The sequence below is a fragment of the Eudoraea algarum genome (assembly GCF_050589645.1).
Lineage (GTDB): Bacteria > Bacteroidota > Bacteroidia > Flavobacteriales > Flavobacteriaceae > JBNGOQ01.
Window position 1 is genome coordinate 14,370 of sequence record NZ_JBNGOQ010000005.1, and the last position, 14,567, is coordinate 28,936.

Annotated in this window: 16 protein-coding genes; 10 read left to right on the forward strand and 6 right to left on the reverse strand. The window is 45.9% G+C overall.

The genetic code is table 11. The features are described from left to right. Positions 1-13 precede the first annotated feature (13 nt). Positions 14-787 (forward strand): S1/P1 nuclease, encoded by a 774-nt coding sequence (locus tag ACRD67_RS18340; RefSeq protein WP_430968696.1) that lies wholly within the window; start codon positions 14-16, stop codon positions 785-787. 3 nt (positions 788-790) lie between these two features. Here ACRD67_RS18340 and ACRD67_RS18345 read toward each other — a convergent pair whose 3' ends face one another. Further along, positions 791-1,375, reverse strand: a complete 585-nt coding sequence (locus tag ACRD67_RS18345; protein ID WP_430968697.1) for an alpha-ketoglutarate-dependent dioxygenase AlkB family protein — start codon at positions 1,373-1,375, stop codon at positions 791-793. 11 nt (positions 1,376-1,386) lie between these two features. Further along, entirely contained in the window at positions 1,387-2,259 is an 873-nt protein-coding gene (locus tag ACRD67_RS18350; RefSeq protein ID WP_430968698.1) for an AraC family transcriptional regulator, read from the reverse strand. Between the two features lie 216 nt (positions 2,260-2,475). Here ACRD67_RS18350 and ACRD67_RS18355 point away from each other — a divergent pair, with 216 nt between their 5' ends. Beyond that, entirely contained in the window at positions 2,476-3,063 is a 588-nt protein-coding gene (locus tag ACRD67_RS18355; protein ID WP_430968699.1) for a hypothetical protein, read from the forward strand. 68 nt (positions 3,064-3,131) lie between these two features. On the opposite strand, the gene ACRD67_RS18360 is transcribed toward ACRD67_RS18355, so the two are convergent. The 4 genes from ACRD67_RS18360 to ACRD67_RS18375 form a co-directional block, all read right to left on the reverse strand. Then, positions 3,132-3,491 carry a DoxX family protein gene (locus ACRD67_RS18360; RefSeq protein WP_430969169.1) on the reverse strand — a complete coding sequence of 120 codons (360 nt, stop codon included), beginning with the start codon at positions 3,489-3,491 and terminating at the stop codon, positions 3,132-3,134. A 1-nt stretch (position 3,492) separates the two neighbouring features. Beyond that, complete coding sequence (locus ACRD67_RS18365; RefSeq protein ID WP_430968700.1) at positions 3,493-5,283, reverse strand: DUF885 domain-containing protein; 1,791 nt, start codon at positions 5,281-5,283, stop codon at positions 3,493-3,495. Positions 5,284-5,315: 32 nt separating this feature from the next. Beyond that, positions 5,316-5,957, reverse strand: a complete 642-nt coding sequence (locus ACRD67_RS18370; RefSeq protein ID WP_430968701.1) for an MOSC domain-containing protein — start codon at positions 5,955-5,957, stop codon at positions 5,316-5,318. A gap of 105 nt (positions 5,958-6,062) precedes the next feature. Further along, the gene (locus ACRD67_RS18375) at positions 6,063-6,467 is read right to left on the reverse strand and encodes a hypothetical protein (RefSeq protein WP_430968702.1); all 405 of its coding nucleotides are present in this window, start codon (positions 6,465-6,467) and stop codon (positions 6,063-6,065) included. 246 nt (positions 6,468-6,713) lie between these two features. On the opposite strand from ACRD67_RS18375, the gene ACRD67_RS18380 reads away from it, so the two are divergent. The 8 genes from ACRD67_RS18380 to ACRD67_RS18415 all read left to right on the forward strand — a co-directional run bounded on the left by ACRD67_RS18380 (position 6,714) and on the right by ACRD67_RS18415 (position 14,561). After that, entirely contained in the window at positions 6,714-7,286 is a 573-nt protein-coding gene (locus ACRD67_RS18380; protein WP_430968703.1) for a Crp/Fnr family transcriptional regulator, read from the forward strand. Between the two features lie 138 nt (positions 7,287-7,424). Further along, positions 7,425-9,239: an acyl-CoA dehydrogenase family protein gene (locus ACRD67_RS18385; protein WP_430968704.1), complete on the forward strand. Its 1,815-nt coding sequence runs from the start codon at positions 7,425-7,427 to the stop codon at positions 9,237-9,239. 9 nt (positions 9,240-9,248) lie between these two features. Next, positions 9,249-10,025, forward strand: coding sequence for a glucose 1-dehydrogenase (locus ACRD67_RS18390; RefSeq protein ID WP_430968705.1), 777 nt, complete (start codon positions 9,249-9,251; stop codon positions 10,023-10,025). Between the two features lie 11 nt (positions 10,026-10,036). Next, the gene (locus ACRD67_RS18395; RefSeq protein ID WP_430968706.1) at positions 10,037-11,254 is read left to right on the forward strand and encodes an acyl-CoA dehydrogenase family protein; all 1,218 of its coding nucleotides are present in this window, start codon (positions 10,037-10,039) and stop codon (positions 11,252-11,254) included. A gap of 9 nt (positions 11,255-11,263) precedes the next feature. Beyond that, the gene (locus tag ACRD67_RS18400) at positions 11,264-12,331 is read left to right on the forward strand and encodes a phosphotransferase family protein (RefSeq protein WP_430968707.1); all 1,068 of its coding nucleotides are present in this window, start codon (positions 11,264-11,266) and stop codon (positions 12,329-12,331) included. A gap of 1 nt (position 12,332) precedes the next feature. Beyond that, the gene (locus tag ACRD67_RS18405) at positions 12,333-12,716 is read left to right on the forward strand and encodes a hypothetical protein (RefSeq protein WP_430968708.1); all 384 of its coding nucleotides are present in this window, start codon (positions 12,333-12,335) and stop codon (positions 12,714-12,716) included. Between the two features lie 6 nt (positions 12,717-12,722). After that, positions 12,723-13,478 (forward strand): SDR family NAD(P)-dependent oxidoreductase, encoded by a 756-nt coding sequence (locus tag ACRD67_RS18410; protein WP_430968709.1) that lies wholly within the window; start codon positions 12,723-12,725, stop codon positions 13,476-13,478. A 78-nt stretch (positions 13,479-13,556) separates the two neighbouring features. Continuing rightward, positions 13,557-14,561 (forward strand): NADP-dependent oxidoreductase, encoded by a 1,005-nt coding sequence (locus tag ACRD67_RS18415; RefSeq protein WP_430968710.1) that lies wholly within the window; start codon positions 13,557-13,559, stop codon positions 14,559-14,561. Positions 14,562-14,567: the final 6 nt, after the last annotated feature.

Genomic DNA, 14,567 nt, shown 5'->3' on the forward strand with positions numbered 1-14,567 from the left:
AAAATTAAGACCCATGAAAAAACTTACTGTCCTTTTACTGTTTTCAGTTCAAATCTCTTTTGGAAACACTGTGTTTTGGGCCAAAACGGGGCATCGCGTAACCGGAGAAGTGGCAGAGAAGCATCTCAGCGGAAAGGCCAAACGCGCAATCAAAAAATTATTGGATGGAGAAAGTCTGGCTTTGGTATCCACTTTTGCGGACGAAATCAAGGCAGATAGGAGTTTTGCCAAGTTCAGTGCTTGGCATTACGTAAATTTTCCGGCAGACAAGAAATATACCGAGGTGGAACCCAGTGAATATGGCGATGTGGTGATGGGGATAGAAAAATGCATTGCCATTGTAAAGGATGATACCAGCAGTAAAGCGGACAAAGTCTTCTATTTGAAAATGTTGGTACACCTGATGGGCGACCTGCACCAACCCATGCATGTGGGCAGGGCGGCCGATAAAGGGGGCAATGATATCCAGATTCAATGGTTTGGCAAGGGCACCAACCTACACCGTCTTTGGGACCAGGATTTGATCGATTCGTATGGAATGAGCTATTCCGAACTTACGGACAACTTGCCAAAATTATCTAAGGATGAGCAGAAAGCCGTTCAGCAAGGCACAGTCTATGACTGGGTAGAGGAATCCCAGGAACTGGCCAACGAATTGTATGGTTCCTTGGAGGTAGGGGAGCAATTGGGCTACCCGTATGCCTATAAATATACCAATACGGTCCGGGATCAACTATTGAAGGGCGGATTGCGGTTGGCCATGGTCCTCAATGACATTTTTAAATAAAGGCTAGCGAATTATTCGGAAGGTAAGATTGATTCTGGGGCCTACGTCCTTTAAGGTCTTGGGAACCTGATGCAACCAATGGTGCTGTGTTGCTCCCTGCATGATCAGCAAACTTCCGTTTCCGAGAATCATTTTGTGTTTTAAGTTCTTATTTTTTCGATGTTTCAGCTGAAAAGTGCGCTCCTGCCCCAAACTGAGCGAGGCAATGATCGGGTTACGGCCCAATTCTTTTTCATTATCCGCATGCCAACCATTACTGTCCCTGCCATTTCGGTAAAGGTTTAAAAGACAACTTGTAAACCGGGTTTGTACCCGATGTTCCAACTTCTCCTTTAACAAAAGGAGTTCTGGCGTAAATTTATGCGGTCGCATGGTGATATTGGAATAGGAATAGGGCTTGTCATTATCACCGTAAAGTGCTGTTAACCTTGGTTGGGGGTAGGTTTTTCCAAATACGGAGATGGCATCCTGTTGCCAGGGCACGGTTTTCATGAATAGCCCAAAATACCGATTTGCTTCGTCCGAAGACAAAAAATACGGGCAATAGCTGATTTCGCTATCGGGCAGATCCAATCGAAATTCTTCCATATAGCCTGTCGTTATTTTAGAACCGTTTTTAGCTCGTTTCTATATTCAGAGGGATTTTGTCCTGTAAACGTCTTGAACGATTTGTTGAAATGCGAGAAATTATTGAACCCGCTTTCAAAACAAACCTCGGTAATACTGATTGGTTTTTCGGCCAACAATTTGGATGCGTGTACCAGCCTGTACTCGTTTACGAACTTGGTAAAGGTCTTATTGGTGATTTTTTTGAAGTAACGGCAAAAGGAAGGAATGGTCATACTGACGAGATCGGCAATTTCGGCCAGGTGGATTTCTTCCTGGAAATGAGCTTTAACATAATTGAACACCACATTGATGCGGTCATTGTCCTTGACCTCCGTTTCCAGGGAAAAACCCTCGGCGTTCAAGACCTTAAAATCTTGTGAATTGCCCAATTCGTTTAAGATGTTCAGAATGGCCAGGAGCCTTTGAAAATCCGTCTGGTATTCCAGAAACTCTATCTTATCGCCTATTTTTCGTTTGGTATTGCCGTGAAATGCTATTCCGCCCTTGGCCATTTCAAAAAGGCTTTGGATTTTTTTCATTTCGGGGATGTTGAAAAAATCGTTCCCCAGGAAATCCTGTTTCATATGCACCACCGTCTCGCTTTTGTTCCCGGTTAGCTTGTCGGTGAAGCCACAATGGGGCAGATTGGTGCCGATCAGGATAAGGTCCCCATCCGTGTAATAGGATATGTGACTTCCTATTTGGCGTTTTCCACTCCCACCGTTTACGTAGACAAGTTCTATCTCCGGATGATAATGCCAGATATTGTTCTTATCGCTTTTGCTCTCATCGAACTTCTGATAGGTAAATGAATGCCCAAAATCGGGTTCTATTGCTTCAAAAGCGGGTTTTTGTTTGATCATTCTGCAACGTTTGATACCATAAAATTAACTAAGCCAGAAGGCTTAGTTCTTTGCAAAATTACCTAAAATATGTGCAAAATTAACCTAATTGAAAATTTAACAATTTATTTACAGTTAAAATACCATATAAATTGGAAAAATAAGCGGTAGTATGCCATTAGCAACCGGAGTAGGTTTGTAGTGTAAATTATTCATTAATCTAAAATTTAGAAAGTTATGAAAGCAATTTTGAAATTTACCGTCGTAATGGCCTTCATGTTTACTACAGTATTAAGCATGGCCAAGGAACCTAAACTGTATATCGCAGCGGGGAGGGATGCAAAAAGTCTGGTGTTCAGTATGGAAACCCAATCCGATGGGACGTCCATTAAATTTGTGGATGCCAAGAACAACCTGATTTATTCCGAACGTATTGCCGATGCAAACGGGTATACCAAGCGATTTGATATGAGCAAATTGGCCGAGGGCAAGTACATCTTTGAAATGGAAGATGCTGTACGGGTTATCCAATATACCATTGAGGTGGAAGCCACTAATATGGAGATTATCGAAAAAACGGAAAGAACCAAGCCGTATTTCAGACGCAAAGGAGACCGGATATACCTTAATCTTTTGAACCTTGACAAAGGTGGGGTTCAGGTAAAAGTGTACGATGGTGACAACAGGTTGATCTACAAGGAGCTCTTTACCGGGGAACTGGTAGTGGAGAAGGTGTTTAATTTTGAAAGGGCCTTTGAGGACAACTATACGGTTGTAGTAAAGGACAGTAACGATACCTACTACGAAGCGGTTATTGTGGAATAGTTGGATTAGGTTTAGTTGGTTTTATTCAAGGAAAGGAGGCTCGAAAGAGCCTCTTTTTTTTGCCCTTACTAAAATTGCAAATACCAATAGGCCCAGTAGATCAATCCGAACTGAAGGGGTATCCGTAGCACAAGGATCCATTTGGGAATACCGGCTGCCGCTTTTTTACTGGAAAGCATATAGAAATGAACGGCCAAAAATGCAAACAACATGAGCATGATGCCATAGAGGGCAGTATCCTTTACTTGTGGAATGCAGACCCCGATCCCCAATAGAATTTCAAATACCCCACTAAGCCAAACCAGTAAACGGTGGTTGGGTAAATACCTTGGCATTATCCGCATATAGGCCTTCGGATAGATGAAGTGCATGGTTCCGGCCACAACGTACATGCCCGCCATGAAATAGAGGTGCCATGGGAAGGCCATATCAAGATTTGTTAACAATCCAAGCGGTTATTTTGTCTTCCAGCAGTGCCAGGGGCACACATCCTGTTTCCAGGACCTGGTTGTGGAATTCCCTGATATCAAAGGCATCCCCAAGGGCCTCCTCGGCTTTTTTCCGTAGCTCCCGTATTTTTAGCTGCCCGATCTTATAGGAAAGGGCCTGTCCGGGATTGGCCATATAGCGTTCAATTTCGGCGGTAATACTGGCTTCTGACTCGGCCTCATTGTCCAAGGAATACTGAATGGCCTGTTCGCGCGACCAGGCTTTGGCGTGCAATCCCGTATCCACGACCAAACGGATGGCCCGGTGCATTTCTGCGCCCAACATGCCAAAATATTGATAGGGGTCTTCGTAAAGCCCTAATTCTTTCCCCAACGATTCGGTATAGAGCGCCCAACCTTCGCCATAGGCACTGTACCAGAGGGTTTTTCTGAATTTGGGAAGTTTTTCGTTTTCCTGGGTCAATGAAATTTGGAAATGATGGCCCGGTATGGCCTCGTGCAAAAACAAATCTTCATCGGAATAGGTATTGTATTGTGTTACATCGGGTATGGGTACATAAAAAATACCGGGGCGGGTTCCGTCAACGGAGCCGGGATTGTATTCTGCACTGGCAGAAGCCTCCCGAAAGGCTTCGGTACGCCTTACCTCAAATTGGGTTTTTGGTTTTTTGTCGAACAGTTTTTCGATCTGGGGTTTCATTTTTTCATGAATGGCGTTGAAGTTGGCAATAACCTGCTCGGGTTCGGTAAACGGCATCAATTCCTTTTTGTTCCGCACATGGTCGAAGAAGGACTTAAGGTCGCCTTCAAAGCCCACTTCTTGTTTTATTTTCTCCATTTCTGCCGAAATACGGGCTACTTCGTTCAACCCGATCTGATGTATTTCCTCAGCGGTCATATCCGTAGTGGTGTAGCGTTTTATCGCATGTGCATAATATTCATCTCCCCTGGGAACACCCCGTATACCGCTGGAAGCTCTACCCGCGGCCATATATTCCGAAGTCATAAAATCGTGTAATTTTTGATAGGCTGGAATAACCTTATCCCGAATCGCCCTTGCGTAAGCCTCCTTCAATCGGTCCTGTTCTTCCTGGGGAATAGCTGCCGGCATTTTTCGGATGGGCCCATAGAACAAATGGGTTTCCAGATCGGTCGTGGTCATAGCGGCCAATTGTGGAACCACTTTTTTGATCAGGGATTGTGGGAGTACATATCCCACTGAAATGCCTTCGCGCATCCGGTCCTCTGCCGAGGCCATCCACTCTAGATAGTCATCCAAACGCTTTAACCAATTTTCGTAGTCGGTTACGGTCTTAAAGGGTTGGGCCCCGGATCCACTGGCCAACTGCCCTACGGCCAATTGCCGGGTCCACATCTGGTCTAAGGGCACCAAATCCTGTCTAAAGGAAAGGCGATCCAGGTTCCTATCGCACTCCCAGGCAAGAACAGCCTTGCTCATTTTTTGATCCTCGGACAGTTGCCGGTCCTCAAATTCTGCCAAGCGGTCCCGATATCTTTTGAAAAAGGATGTCTCTTTGGTCCTGTACGCCGTACTAAGCTCATTGGGCAGGGTATCATTGTATCGGTAATCCCCTGCGGTAGTGGCATCCAATGGGTGAAGCTTTAAACCTTCCTGATAATAGTCCTCCAAGAAAGTGGCAAAGGCTTTGTTTTCTGAGCCCCCTGCATCCTGGCCAGTTTGCTGTTTAGTACTTTCCTTACAGGACATAAGGGCAATTAGACCCATCAGGAGAAAAGAATATTTTTTCATAGATTTTGAATTAAAAGATAACAGACCTTCAATTAGGCCGAGGGTAGATATTTTTTAAGGCGTTCCCGTTTATGCAATGGAAGTGCGGTATTGTTTACCGCAAGCTGTACCAGGTGGGATTCCTTTTTCCTGGCAAAGAGCAATCCATAAAATTGGCTTATTGTAAGTGGGTTTTCGGAGCGTTCCCGCAATACGAGTTCATCTCCTACGGTCACCGTACCCTCTTCCAAAACCCGTACATAGGTCCCGGGATATCCGTGTGCAATAAATGCTTTTAAGATTCCTTGATCACCAAAACGAATGCCAAGTTTAAAACAGGGCTCCCTGGGTTGGGATACTTGCACCAAAGCACTGCCTATGCTATAGATGTCGCCCACCCGCATCTGTGACTCGTCCATACCCTCAACGGTGAGGTTTTCTCCGAACATACCCCAGTTCCAGTCCAAATTCGGATAAAGATTTTTCCAGTACGGATAGTGTTCGGATGAAAACAGGTAACAGGCCTTATCCTCGCCCCCATGAACCTTGCGGTTGGCAATGGTATCAGACCCAACGGCCTCTTTCTGCAATGTTATGGGTTCCATGGTTGGGTATTTAAAAATCCCTGTTTGAATTTCACCACCGTTCCATGATACGGTGGTAGATTTCCCTATATTGGTGGCAATAATTTTCATTCCATAAAGATAGAAAACTAGCTGGGAAGTACCTTGCATTTTTTGCTATTTGGGAAAGTGTTCGATGCGATGTGGACCCTGCACAAAAAGATATTTCTTTTTTAGCTAGCTCGCCATTTTCTTGGATTTGCCCAACCACTTGTATTCCACCACACTTATTCTAAGGATACCTTCGCCTACATTCTCCAAATCTCTGGCTGCATCAGGTTCGCTGAGCTCTGAATAGGCCGTATCGCCCTTTGCGAAACGCAGTAAGCTGATTTTGCCGTTGAAATGTCGGGAGATGGCCAGCCCATTTGTTAAGCAGGTCCAGCTGTAAGCACGATTCTGGATTCTAAAGGGGAGACGTTCATTGGGCCATAAGGTAATGTCCCAAAGCCGTATTTCATCATTTTCGAATAGCAGTTCCTGCCCAAGGGATTCACTGATGTCCTTTTTATTCAGTTCGTCCATCTTTTCCGGCTCCCATGGGTCAAAATTTCCCTCTGGATTCAATTCCACACATTTCATATAGCAATCTTTTATCATTTTAAAAAAGGGCTGCAAAGATACGGCCTTGTAACCAAATGCTGCTGCTATGAAATGCTAAAAAAAGCTTAAGGTGGCACTTTCCTATCATATCACCCTGCTTTGGTCCTTTTTTATGAAATTCAGTGGCATAGATTCAATTGTAAATATAGAGGGAGAACTAGGGGCAAAAAGATTGGTTATGATGCATTCTGTGCTTATTTTTGAATCTAAGCCAAATACAAGCTCTTGGAAGACCTAAAGAACAAAATCCGGTCCTATACCCGAATCTCCGATACAGATCTGGACCATGCTTTGCAGTTCTATAAGGAAATGAAAATCAAAAAAGGCGATGTACTCATTAGGCCAGAACAATATGTGAAGCATTTCTATTTTTTGGAGAAGGGCTGTGTGTGTTATTATACAGAGAATGATTCCGGGATAAAAGTGATGGAATTTTTTACTGAAGGGGAGTTTTTCACCGATCTCTACGCTTACATCGAGGAGATTCCATCGGCGAGTTACTTAAGCGCCACTGAAGCTTGCACCATCCATGCCATTTTAAAGGAAGATGTGGAGCGTTCCTTTGATCGTTCACATGATTTGGAACGCTTTGGGCGCCTATCCATGCAGGACGGTTTTGTGCAATTGTTCAGAAGAAATAACCACCTCAAGAACTTATCCCCCCAAGATCGCTACCAACGTCTGCTGCAAAAAAGACCTAACCTTTTTCAACGGGTACCCCAATACTTGATTGCATCCTACCTTGGGCTTACTCCAGTGGGGCTTTCAAAGATCAGAAAGCGATTGGCAAGTTCGTGACCGACTTGGTACGGCCACCTGTTTTAAATGTTTCCATAGCCATCCATTTTTTAGCATTTATTAAACCGGTTTAATAGGAATTCGTTAAATAATCCTTTATTTTATTGGGGTATATTTAAACCTCAAAACTCTAGGAATATGGCTAAGGAATATATGGATATGGATACTCTTAAGTATCTATTGTACAAGGTGCATGATTTGGAAAGTGTACTTTCTTACGAACGTTTTCAGGACCATGACATGGAATCCTTAAACCTCTTTCTAGATTCGGTCAAGGAATTCTCTGACCGCGAACTTTTCCCATATTTTAAGGAAATGGACGAAGCTCCTGCCCATTTTAAGGATGGTACCGTAATGGTACATAAGCAGGTAGAGACCATGATGAAAAAAGGGGGCGAGATGGGATTGATAGCCGCGCCCTTCGATTACGAGGATGGCGGTATGCAGCTGCCCATACTCACTTATACTGCCTATACTTATATCCTGGATGCGGCCAACAATCACCTGCCGGGCTATGCCGGGCTAACCTTGGGAGCAGCCGAATTGATCGTACACTTTGCCAACGAGCAGCTCAATACCACCTATGTTCCGAAAATGCTCTCGGGGGAGTGGGGAGGAACCATGTGTCTTACCGAACCGCAGGCCGGAAGTTCCCTATCCGATATCGTTACCAAAGCCACACCTACCGATGGCGGATATTACAAGATACATGGCCAAAAAATATTCATTTCTGGCGGTGACACTCAATTTGCGGAAAACATCGTTCATTTGGTATTGGCACGGATAGAAGGAGCTCCGGCTGGGACCAAAGGGATTTCCCTTTTTGTGGTTCCCAAGAACCGACCCGATGGCAATGGCGGACTAGAAGGGAACGATGTAATGACAGTGGCCGATTTTCAAAAAATGGGCCAACGCGGATATTGTACCACACATTTGGGATTTGGTGATACCGATGATTGCCACGGATGGCTGGTCGGGGAACCCCATCAAGGGCTGCGTTATATGTTCATGATGATGAACGGTGCTAGAATAGCTGTCGGCAGAGGCGCCGCGGCCATCGCCATGGCAGCCTATCAAGCAGCTTTGGAGTATGCCAATGAACGTCCACAGGGACGTAAACTCACCAGCTCAGGAAAAAAGAACCCGGAGGAAGGCCAAAGCCTGATTATAGAACATCCCGATGTACGCCGAATGCTATTGCTGCAAAAAGCCATTTCCGAGGCTTCACTGAGCCTGGTATTATTGGCCTCCAAGTATCAGGATATTAGACAGTCGGCCGCAGACGAGGAGGTGAGGAAAAAGTACCATTTGCTTTTGGAAATGATTATCCCCATAGTGAAGACTTTTCCTTCGGAGGCGGGAGCCGTAGCGGTAAACAACGGGGTTCAGGTGCTCGGTGGTTATGGATTCTGCACGGATTTCATACTGCAACAGTACCATAGGGATATCCGGATCTCATCCATTTATGAGGGCACCACGGGCATACAATCCCAGGACCTACTGGGAAGAAAGGTGCCTATGGAAAATGGTAGAGCTATGGAGTTGTTGGCCAATGAGATGATGGAGACCATTGGGGCGGCCATGCAATATGATGTGTTAAAACCTTACGCCGTTAAATTGGGCGATAAGTTAAAACTCAGTAAGGAGGTGCTGGACTTTCTGCTGCCTTTTGCCGAGAAAGGAGATTATGAGCGTTATCTCTCGGACGCCAATCTTTTTATGGAGTTTTTGAGCCATATCGTAGTGGCATGGCTGTGGTTGGATATTGCAGTGCATGCCAAAACGGGCTTGTTGAACGGGGATACCACATACTCCGAGGATTTTTATGAGAGTAAGATCCACACCATGAAATTCTATTACAAGTATGAACTGCCCAAGACAATAGCACTGGCCGAGTCGCTCATGGACCCGGAAATAGTAACGGTTAAGACGTCAAAGGAAGTCTTTGTATAAGCACACTTTATGAATCAAACCAAGCAGAAGTTTGACCTTCAGGGAAAGGTAGCCATCATCACAGGGTCTAGCAAAGGCATCGGAAAGGCCATAGCTAGGGGTCTGGCGGAACATGGGGCCCATGTGGTCATCAGTAGCAGAGATCAGGAAAGCTGTGACGCCGTAGCTTTGGAATTGCGGCAGGACGATTTACTGGCTTCAGCAATCGCCTGTCACATCGGCAAGGAAGATGAGCGCAAGGCATTGGTAGAGAAAACCACGGCTAGCCTTGGTGGTGTGGATATTTTGGTAAACAATGCGGCCATCAATCCGGTGTTCGGTCCTTTGGAAGATGCAGCGGAAGGAATCTTTGATAAGATAATGGATGTGAATGTAAAGGCACCCTGGATGCTTTCCAATCTGGTGCTGCCCAGTATGCAATTCCGGAAGGGGGGGAGTATTATCAATATTGCCTCGGTGGAAGCATTGACTCCGGGCATGGGGCTGGGACTCTATAGCACCAGCAAGGCAGCGCTGCTAATGCTTACTAAAAACCAGGCCAAGGAATGGGGCAAATACGGAATCCGCTCCAACGCGCTTTGCCCGGGCTTGATAAAGACAAAATTTAGCGCGGCCCTTTGGCAAAATGAAAAGATCCTGCAAAAAGTGGAACGCACCCTGCCCAGTGGACGCATGGGCATGCCGGAAGAAATGGTCGGTATGGTCTGCTTGTTGGCCTCAGATGCGGGATCATATATGACCGGTGGAGTGTATACCGCCGATGGGGGCTACATGATAGCCGGTTAAAACAAAGACCTATGAATTTTGAATATTCCGATAAGTCCAAAACACTTCAAAAAAAACTTACTGCCTTTATGGCCGAGCATATTTTGCCAGTAGAGTATGAGGTATACGCCTTTAATCAAGATCCGAAAACCAGGTGGAGTAGATGGCCGGGCCTTAATGGGCTCAAAGAAAAGGCGAGGAAAGCGGGACTTTGGAATTTATTCCTTCCCAAAAGCTATGGGCCCCTAAGTCCAGGGCTTACCAATTTGGAATATGCGCCCTTGGCCGAGCTTATGGGACGCGTTATTTGGTCTTCCGAAGTATTTAACTGCAGTGCTCCGGATACCGGTAATATGGAAGTTTTGGCCAAGTATGGGAACAAGCAACAACAGGAACAATGGCTGAAACCCCTGATGAACGGCGAGATTCGATCGGCCTTCTTAATGACGGAACCCCAAGTAGCTTCTTCCGATGCCACCAATATAGAAACCTCCATTCGTGCCGATGGGGATACCTATGTGATCAATGGCCGTAAATGGTGGTCGTCCGGTGGGATGGATCCCCACTGTAAAATTGCCATCATAATGGGAAAGACCGATCCCGAAGCCCCTAGGCATCAACAACAGAGTATGATTCTAGTGCCTATGGATAGCCCAGGGCTTAACATAGAAAGACCCCTGTCCGTTTTTGGATACTACGATTCTCCCGAAGGGCATGCAGAAATTACGCTGAACAATGTTAGGGTGCCCAAAGAGAACCTGATATTGGGCGAGGGCAGAGGTTTCGAGATAGCACAGGGCCGATTGGGCCCTGGTAGGATACATCATTGCATGCGGCTTACGGGAATGGCCCAACGTTCCTTGGAATTGATGTCGCAAAGAGCGGCCGAGCGCATTGCATTTGGAAAAACGTTCAAGGATTACAGCAGCATCAGGCAAGAGATTGCCAAATCCCAGTGCGAAGTGGAACAGGCACGCTTGCTTACCTTGTCCGCAGCCGATAAAATGGATAAAACAGGAAATAAGGAGGCGATGGACCTCATAGCCATGATCAAGATCGTAGCGCCACAAATGGCCTTAAAGGTAATCGACCGGGCCATTCAGATCCATGGAGGGAAGGGTGTGGGGCCGGATACGCCCTTGGCCCACTATTTTACTGCGGCGCGCATGCTCCGTTTGGCCGATGGGCCGGATGAGGTGCATATGTACCAACTGGGGAAACGGATCATCCATAAGCACAGCAAGTTATAATCTGGTTCTATGGTCAACGGAAGCACACAGCAAGTCAGGACGGGTGAGGAACTACAAGAGAAACCCCTTAAAAAGTTTCTTTATGAACAAGGACTAATTACCGATGAAAATGAGGATTTACAGGTGATACAATTCACCCAGGGTTACTCCAATCTAACGTATTTGTTGACGCTCGGCGAACAGGAATTTGTACTTCGGAGACCCCCTTTCGGTGCCATAAAACGCGGGCACGACATGGGGCGTGAATACCGGGTACAGCAGGGTCTTGCACGAGTGTTTTCCAAGGTTCCCAAAATGTTGGCCTATACCGAGGACGTAGACCTTATCGGTGCGCCTTTCTATATTATGGAACGGGTAGAAGGTGTTATTCTAAGTTATCGTGAGGCAGAGCGCCTAAAAATAGCAGAAGAACAATATCCTATTATTGCCGAATCTTGGTTGGATACCTTTATCGCTTTGCATGAAGTGGATTATGTAGCGGCAGGTCTGGAGACCCTGGGAAAACCTGAAGCTTATGTGGAGCGCCAGGTACACAATTGGGGCAAACAATATGTAAAATCGGCAACGGATGACGTGCCCGCTGCCGAAAAAGTGATGCAATGGATGGAAACACATCAGCCCAGGGAATATCGACATAGTTTAATACACAACGACTACAAATACGATAATGTGGTCTTCAAAGATACTTCCTGGAAGGAGATAAGGGCCATTCTGGATTGGGAAATGGCCACTTTGGGAGATCCACTGATGGATTTGGGAACTTCCCTTGGTTATTGGACTATGGCCAACGACCATGATTTTGTAAAACAGGGCATACCTTCACCCACCGTTTTTAAGGGAAATCCGGGGAGAAGTGAGCTCGTGGAAATGTATGCCAAAAAGAGCGGTAAGCCTGTGGATCATATGGTATTTTATTATGCATACGGACTCTTCAAGATAGCCGTAATTGCCCAACAGATCTACTATAGATTTAAACATGGGTATACGGCCGACCCCCGCTTTGCACAGTTGAATAAAGCCGCAGAACTCTGTTGCAACCTGGCGTTAAGGGCCATTCAAACCAATAAAATAGACTAATATGGATGATGCATTGTATGTCGATATCAACCCTGAGGCCTTAAAGGAACTTGCCACTTTTCCGGCAGACCGTCCGCTGTATATGGTCAACCTGTTAAAATATAAGGAATGCGATGAAGCAAGCGGAAAATCGGGCAAGGAAATGTATAGGGAATATATCGAGAAAGCAACCCCTTTCTTTGAACATATCAATGCCAGGATCAGTTTTAAGGCCACACCCGAATTGATGGTCATTGGACCGAGTGAAGAGCAACTCTGGGACGAATTGTTGATCGTCACTTACGATACCAAGGACGATTTTTTTAAACTGATACAAATGGAGGGATATCCCCGCCATATCAGAAAGCAAGCGTTAAAAGATTCACGCATCATTTTTTGTAAATAGGATACCATGCAAGTAAAGGATAAAATAGTCATTGTTACCGGCGCGGGCTCTGGAATAGGGGCCGCTACGGCGAAGCATTTTGCCCATCACGGGGCCAAGGTGGTCGTTTCTGATATTAAGGTAGGGACGGCGAGATCCGTAGCCGATGAGATTATTGCCTCCGGTGGTGTAGCCGTAGTGATAACGGCCAATGTGGCCAGGTTTGATGAAGTAGAGGCACTTATTGACGAAACGATAAAGCAATTTGGCCAATTGGACATTATGGTGAACAATGCCGGTATTGGGCCACGAAATTTGTTGAAGACCGCGGAACATACGTTGGAAGACTGGGACAGCGTCATAGCCGTGAATCAGACCGGGGTCTTTTATTGTATGAAATTGGCCTTGGTACAAATGCTGAAACAGGGGTATGGAAATATTGTCAATGTGGCCTCGCTGGCCGGCTTAAAGGCTTCTCTGAATAATCTTTCCTATAGTGCCAGCAAATTTGCAGTGGTTGGGATGACCAAGTCGGCGGCCTTGGAATACGCCACCAAAAATATTCGTATAAATGCAGTTTGCCCAGGCTATACGGAATCGGCACTTTTGGATAAATTATTGGATGCCAGACCGGATATGGATGATATGCTCAAAAGCGTCATTCCCATGAAACGGTACGGAAATGTAACGGAGATAGCGGAGGCTATCGTATGGCTGGCCTCTGACGGCACCAAATTTATTACCGGGCAAACCATTACCTTGGACGGAGGAACGTCCTTATAACTGTTTGAAAACGATATAAATCAAAAAAATGAAGGCATTTCCACATAGCCTTTAACAGAAAGAATAAAAAATAGAAAAATGAACAAGCAATTGATTTTTAAAAAACGCCCGGTGGGGATGCCCGATGGGGAAACCTGGTCACTGGAATCGAATCCCATTCCGGAACCAGCCGAAGGGGAAGTGTTGATCCAACACCACTACATTTCCCTAGATCCTGCCATGAGAGGGTGGCTAAATGACAGGAAATCCTATATTCCGCCAGTGCAGATCGGAGAGGTCATGCGCGCCGGTTCCATTGGTACGGTAATAAAGTCCAACAAACACCCAAAGTTTAAGGAAGGGGACTGCCTTACCGGCTGGGGAGGGGTACAGCAATATGTCGTGTCCAATGGGGAGAATTGGTATAAGGTAGACCCTACATTGGCACCTATGACCACCTATATAGGAACCTTGGGGATGCCTGGGATGACCGCGTATTTTGGTATTCTTGAAGTGGGTAAACTCAAAGAAGGGGATATTGTTCTGGTGTCCGGGGCCGCTGGTGCCGTAGGGAGTATTGTAGGACAAATAGCCAAAATCAAAGGCTGCAGGGTGGTAGGAATTGCCGGAGGTACGGATAAATGCCGCTATATCAAGGAAGAGCTGGGTTTTGATGGAGCCATAGACTACAAATCAGAAAAACTCTCCGACGCGTTAAAACGCGAATGCCCAAAGGGAATAGATGTGTATTTTGACAATGTGGGGGGCGAAATATTGGATGCGGCCCTGACACGTTTGCGAATGCATGCGCGGATTGTTATTTGTGGCGCCATTTCCCAATACAACAATAAAACCGCAGTTAAAGGCCCCAGCAATTACTTGTCCCTTTTGGTAAATAGGGCCAGCATGCAGGGCATGGTGGTGATGGATTACGCCAAGGACTACGGTAGAGCAGCCCAAGAAATGGGTATGTGGATGATGCAGGGGAAACTTAAGAGCAAAGAGGACGTATATGAGGGCATCGAAAATTTTCAGGAAACCTTTCAACGCCTGTTTACGGGTGATAAAATGGGAAAATTGGTGTTGAAGGTTATTGAGGATTAAGGGTAA

What these genes read in the sequence shown, in the direction of transcription:
- ACRD67_RS18340 (WP_430968696.1), top strand. Translation starts at nt 14, where the DNA reads ATGAAAAAACTTACTGTCCTTTTACTGTTTTCAGTTCAAATCTCTTTT.
- ACRD67_RS18345 (WP_430968697.1), bottom strand. Translation starts at nt 1,375, where the DNA reads ATGGAAGAATTTCGATTGGATCTGCCCGATAGCGAAATCAGCTATTGC.
- ACRD67_RS18400 (WP_430968707.1), top strand. Translation starts at nt 11,264, where the DNA reads ATGGTCAACGGAAGCACACAGCAAGTCAGGACGGGTGAGGAACTACAA.
- ACRD67_RS18385 (WP_430968704.1), top strand. Translation starts at nt 7,425, where the DNA reads ATGGCTAAGGAATATATGGATATGGATACTCTTAAGTATCTATTGTAC.
- ACRD67_RS18370 (WP_430968701.1), bottom strand. Translation starts at nt 5,957, where the DNA reads ATGAAAATTATTGCCACCAATATAGGGAAATCTACCACCGTATCATGG.
- ACRD67_RS18390 (WP_430968705.1), top strand. Translation starts at nt 9,249, where the DNA reads ATGAATCAAACCAAGCAGAAGTTTGACCTTCAGGGAAAGGTAGCCATC.
- ACRD67_RS18415 (WP_430968710.1), top strand. Translation starts at nt 13,557, where the DNA reads ATGAACAAGCAATTGATTTTTAAAAAACGCCCGGTGGGGATGCCCGAT.
- ACRD67_RS18405 (WP_430968708.1), top strand. Translation starts at nt 12,333, where the DNA reads ATGGATGATGCATTGTATGTCGATATCAACCCTGAGGCCTTAAAGGAA.
- ACRD67_RS18350 (WP_430968698.1), bottom strand. Translation starts at nt 2,259, where the DNA reads ATGATCAAACAAAAACCCGCTTTTGAAGCAATAGAACCCGATTTTGGG.
- ACRD67_RS18360 (WP_430969169.1), bottom strand. Translation starts at nt 3,491, where the DNA reads ATGGCCTTCCCATGGCACCTCTATTTCATGGCGGGCATGTACGTTGTG.
- ACRD67_RS18355 (WP_430968699.1), top strand. Translation starts at nt 2,476, where the DNA reads ATGAAAGCAATTTTGAAATTTACCGTCGTAATGGCCTTCATGTTTACT.
- ACRD67_RS18395 (WP_430968706.1), top strand. Translation starts at nt 10,037, where the DNA reads ATGAATTTTGAATATTCCGATAAGTCCAAAACACTTCAAAAAAAACTT.
- ACRD67_RS18410 (WP_430968709.1), top strand. Translation starts at nt 12,723, where the DNA reads ATGCAAGTAAAGGATAAAATAGTCATTGTTACCGGCGCGGGCTCTGGA.
- ACRD67_RS18365 (WP_430968700.1), bottom strand. Translation starts at nt 5,283, where the DNA reads ATGAAAAAATATTCTTTTCTCCTGATGGGTCTAATTGCCCTTATGTCC.
- ACRD67_RS18375 (WP_430968702.1), bottom strand. Translation starts at nt 6,467, where the DNA reads ATGAAATGTGTGGAATTGAATCCAGAGGGAAATTTTGACCCATGGGAG.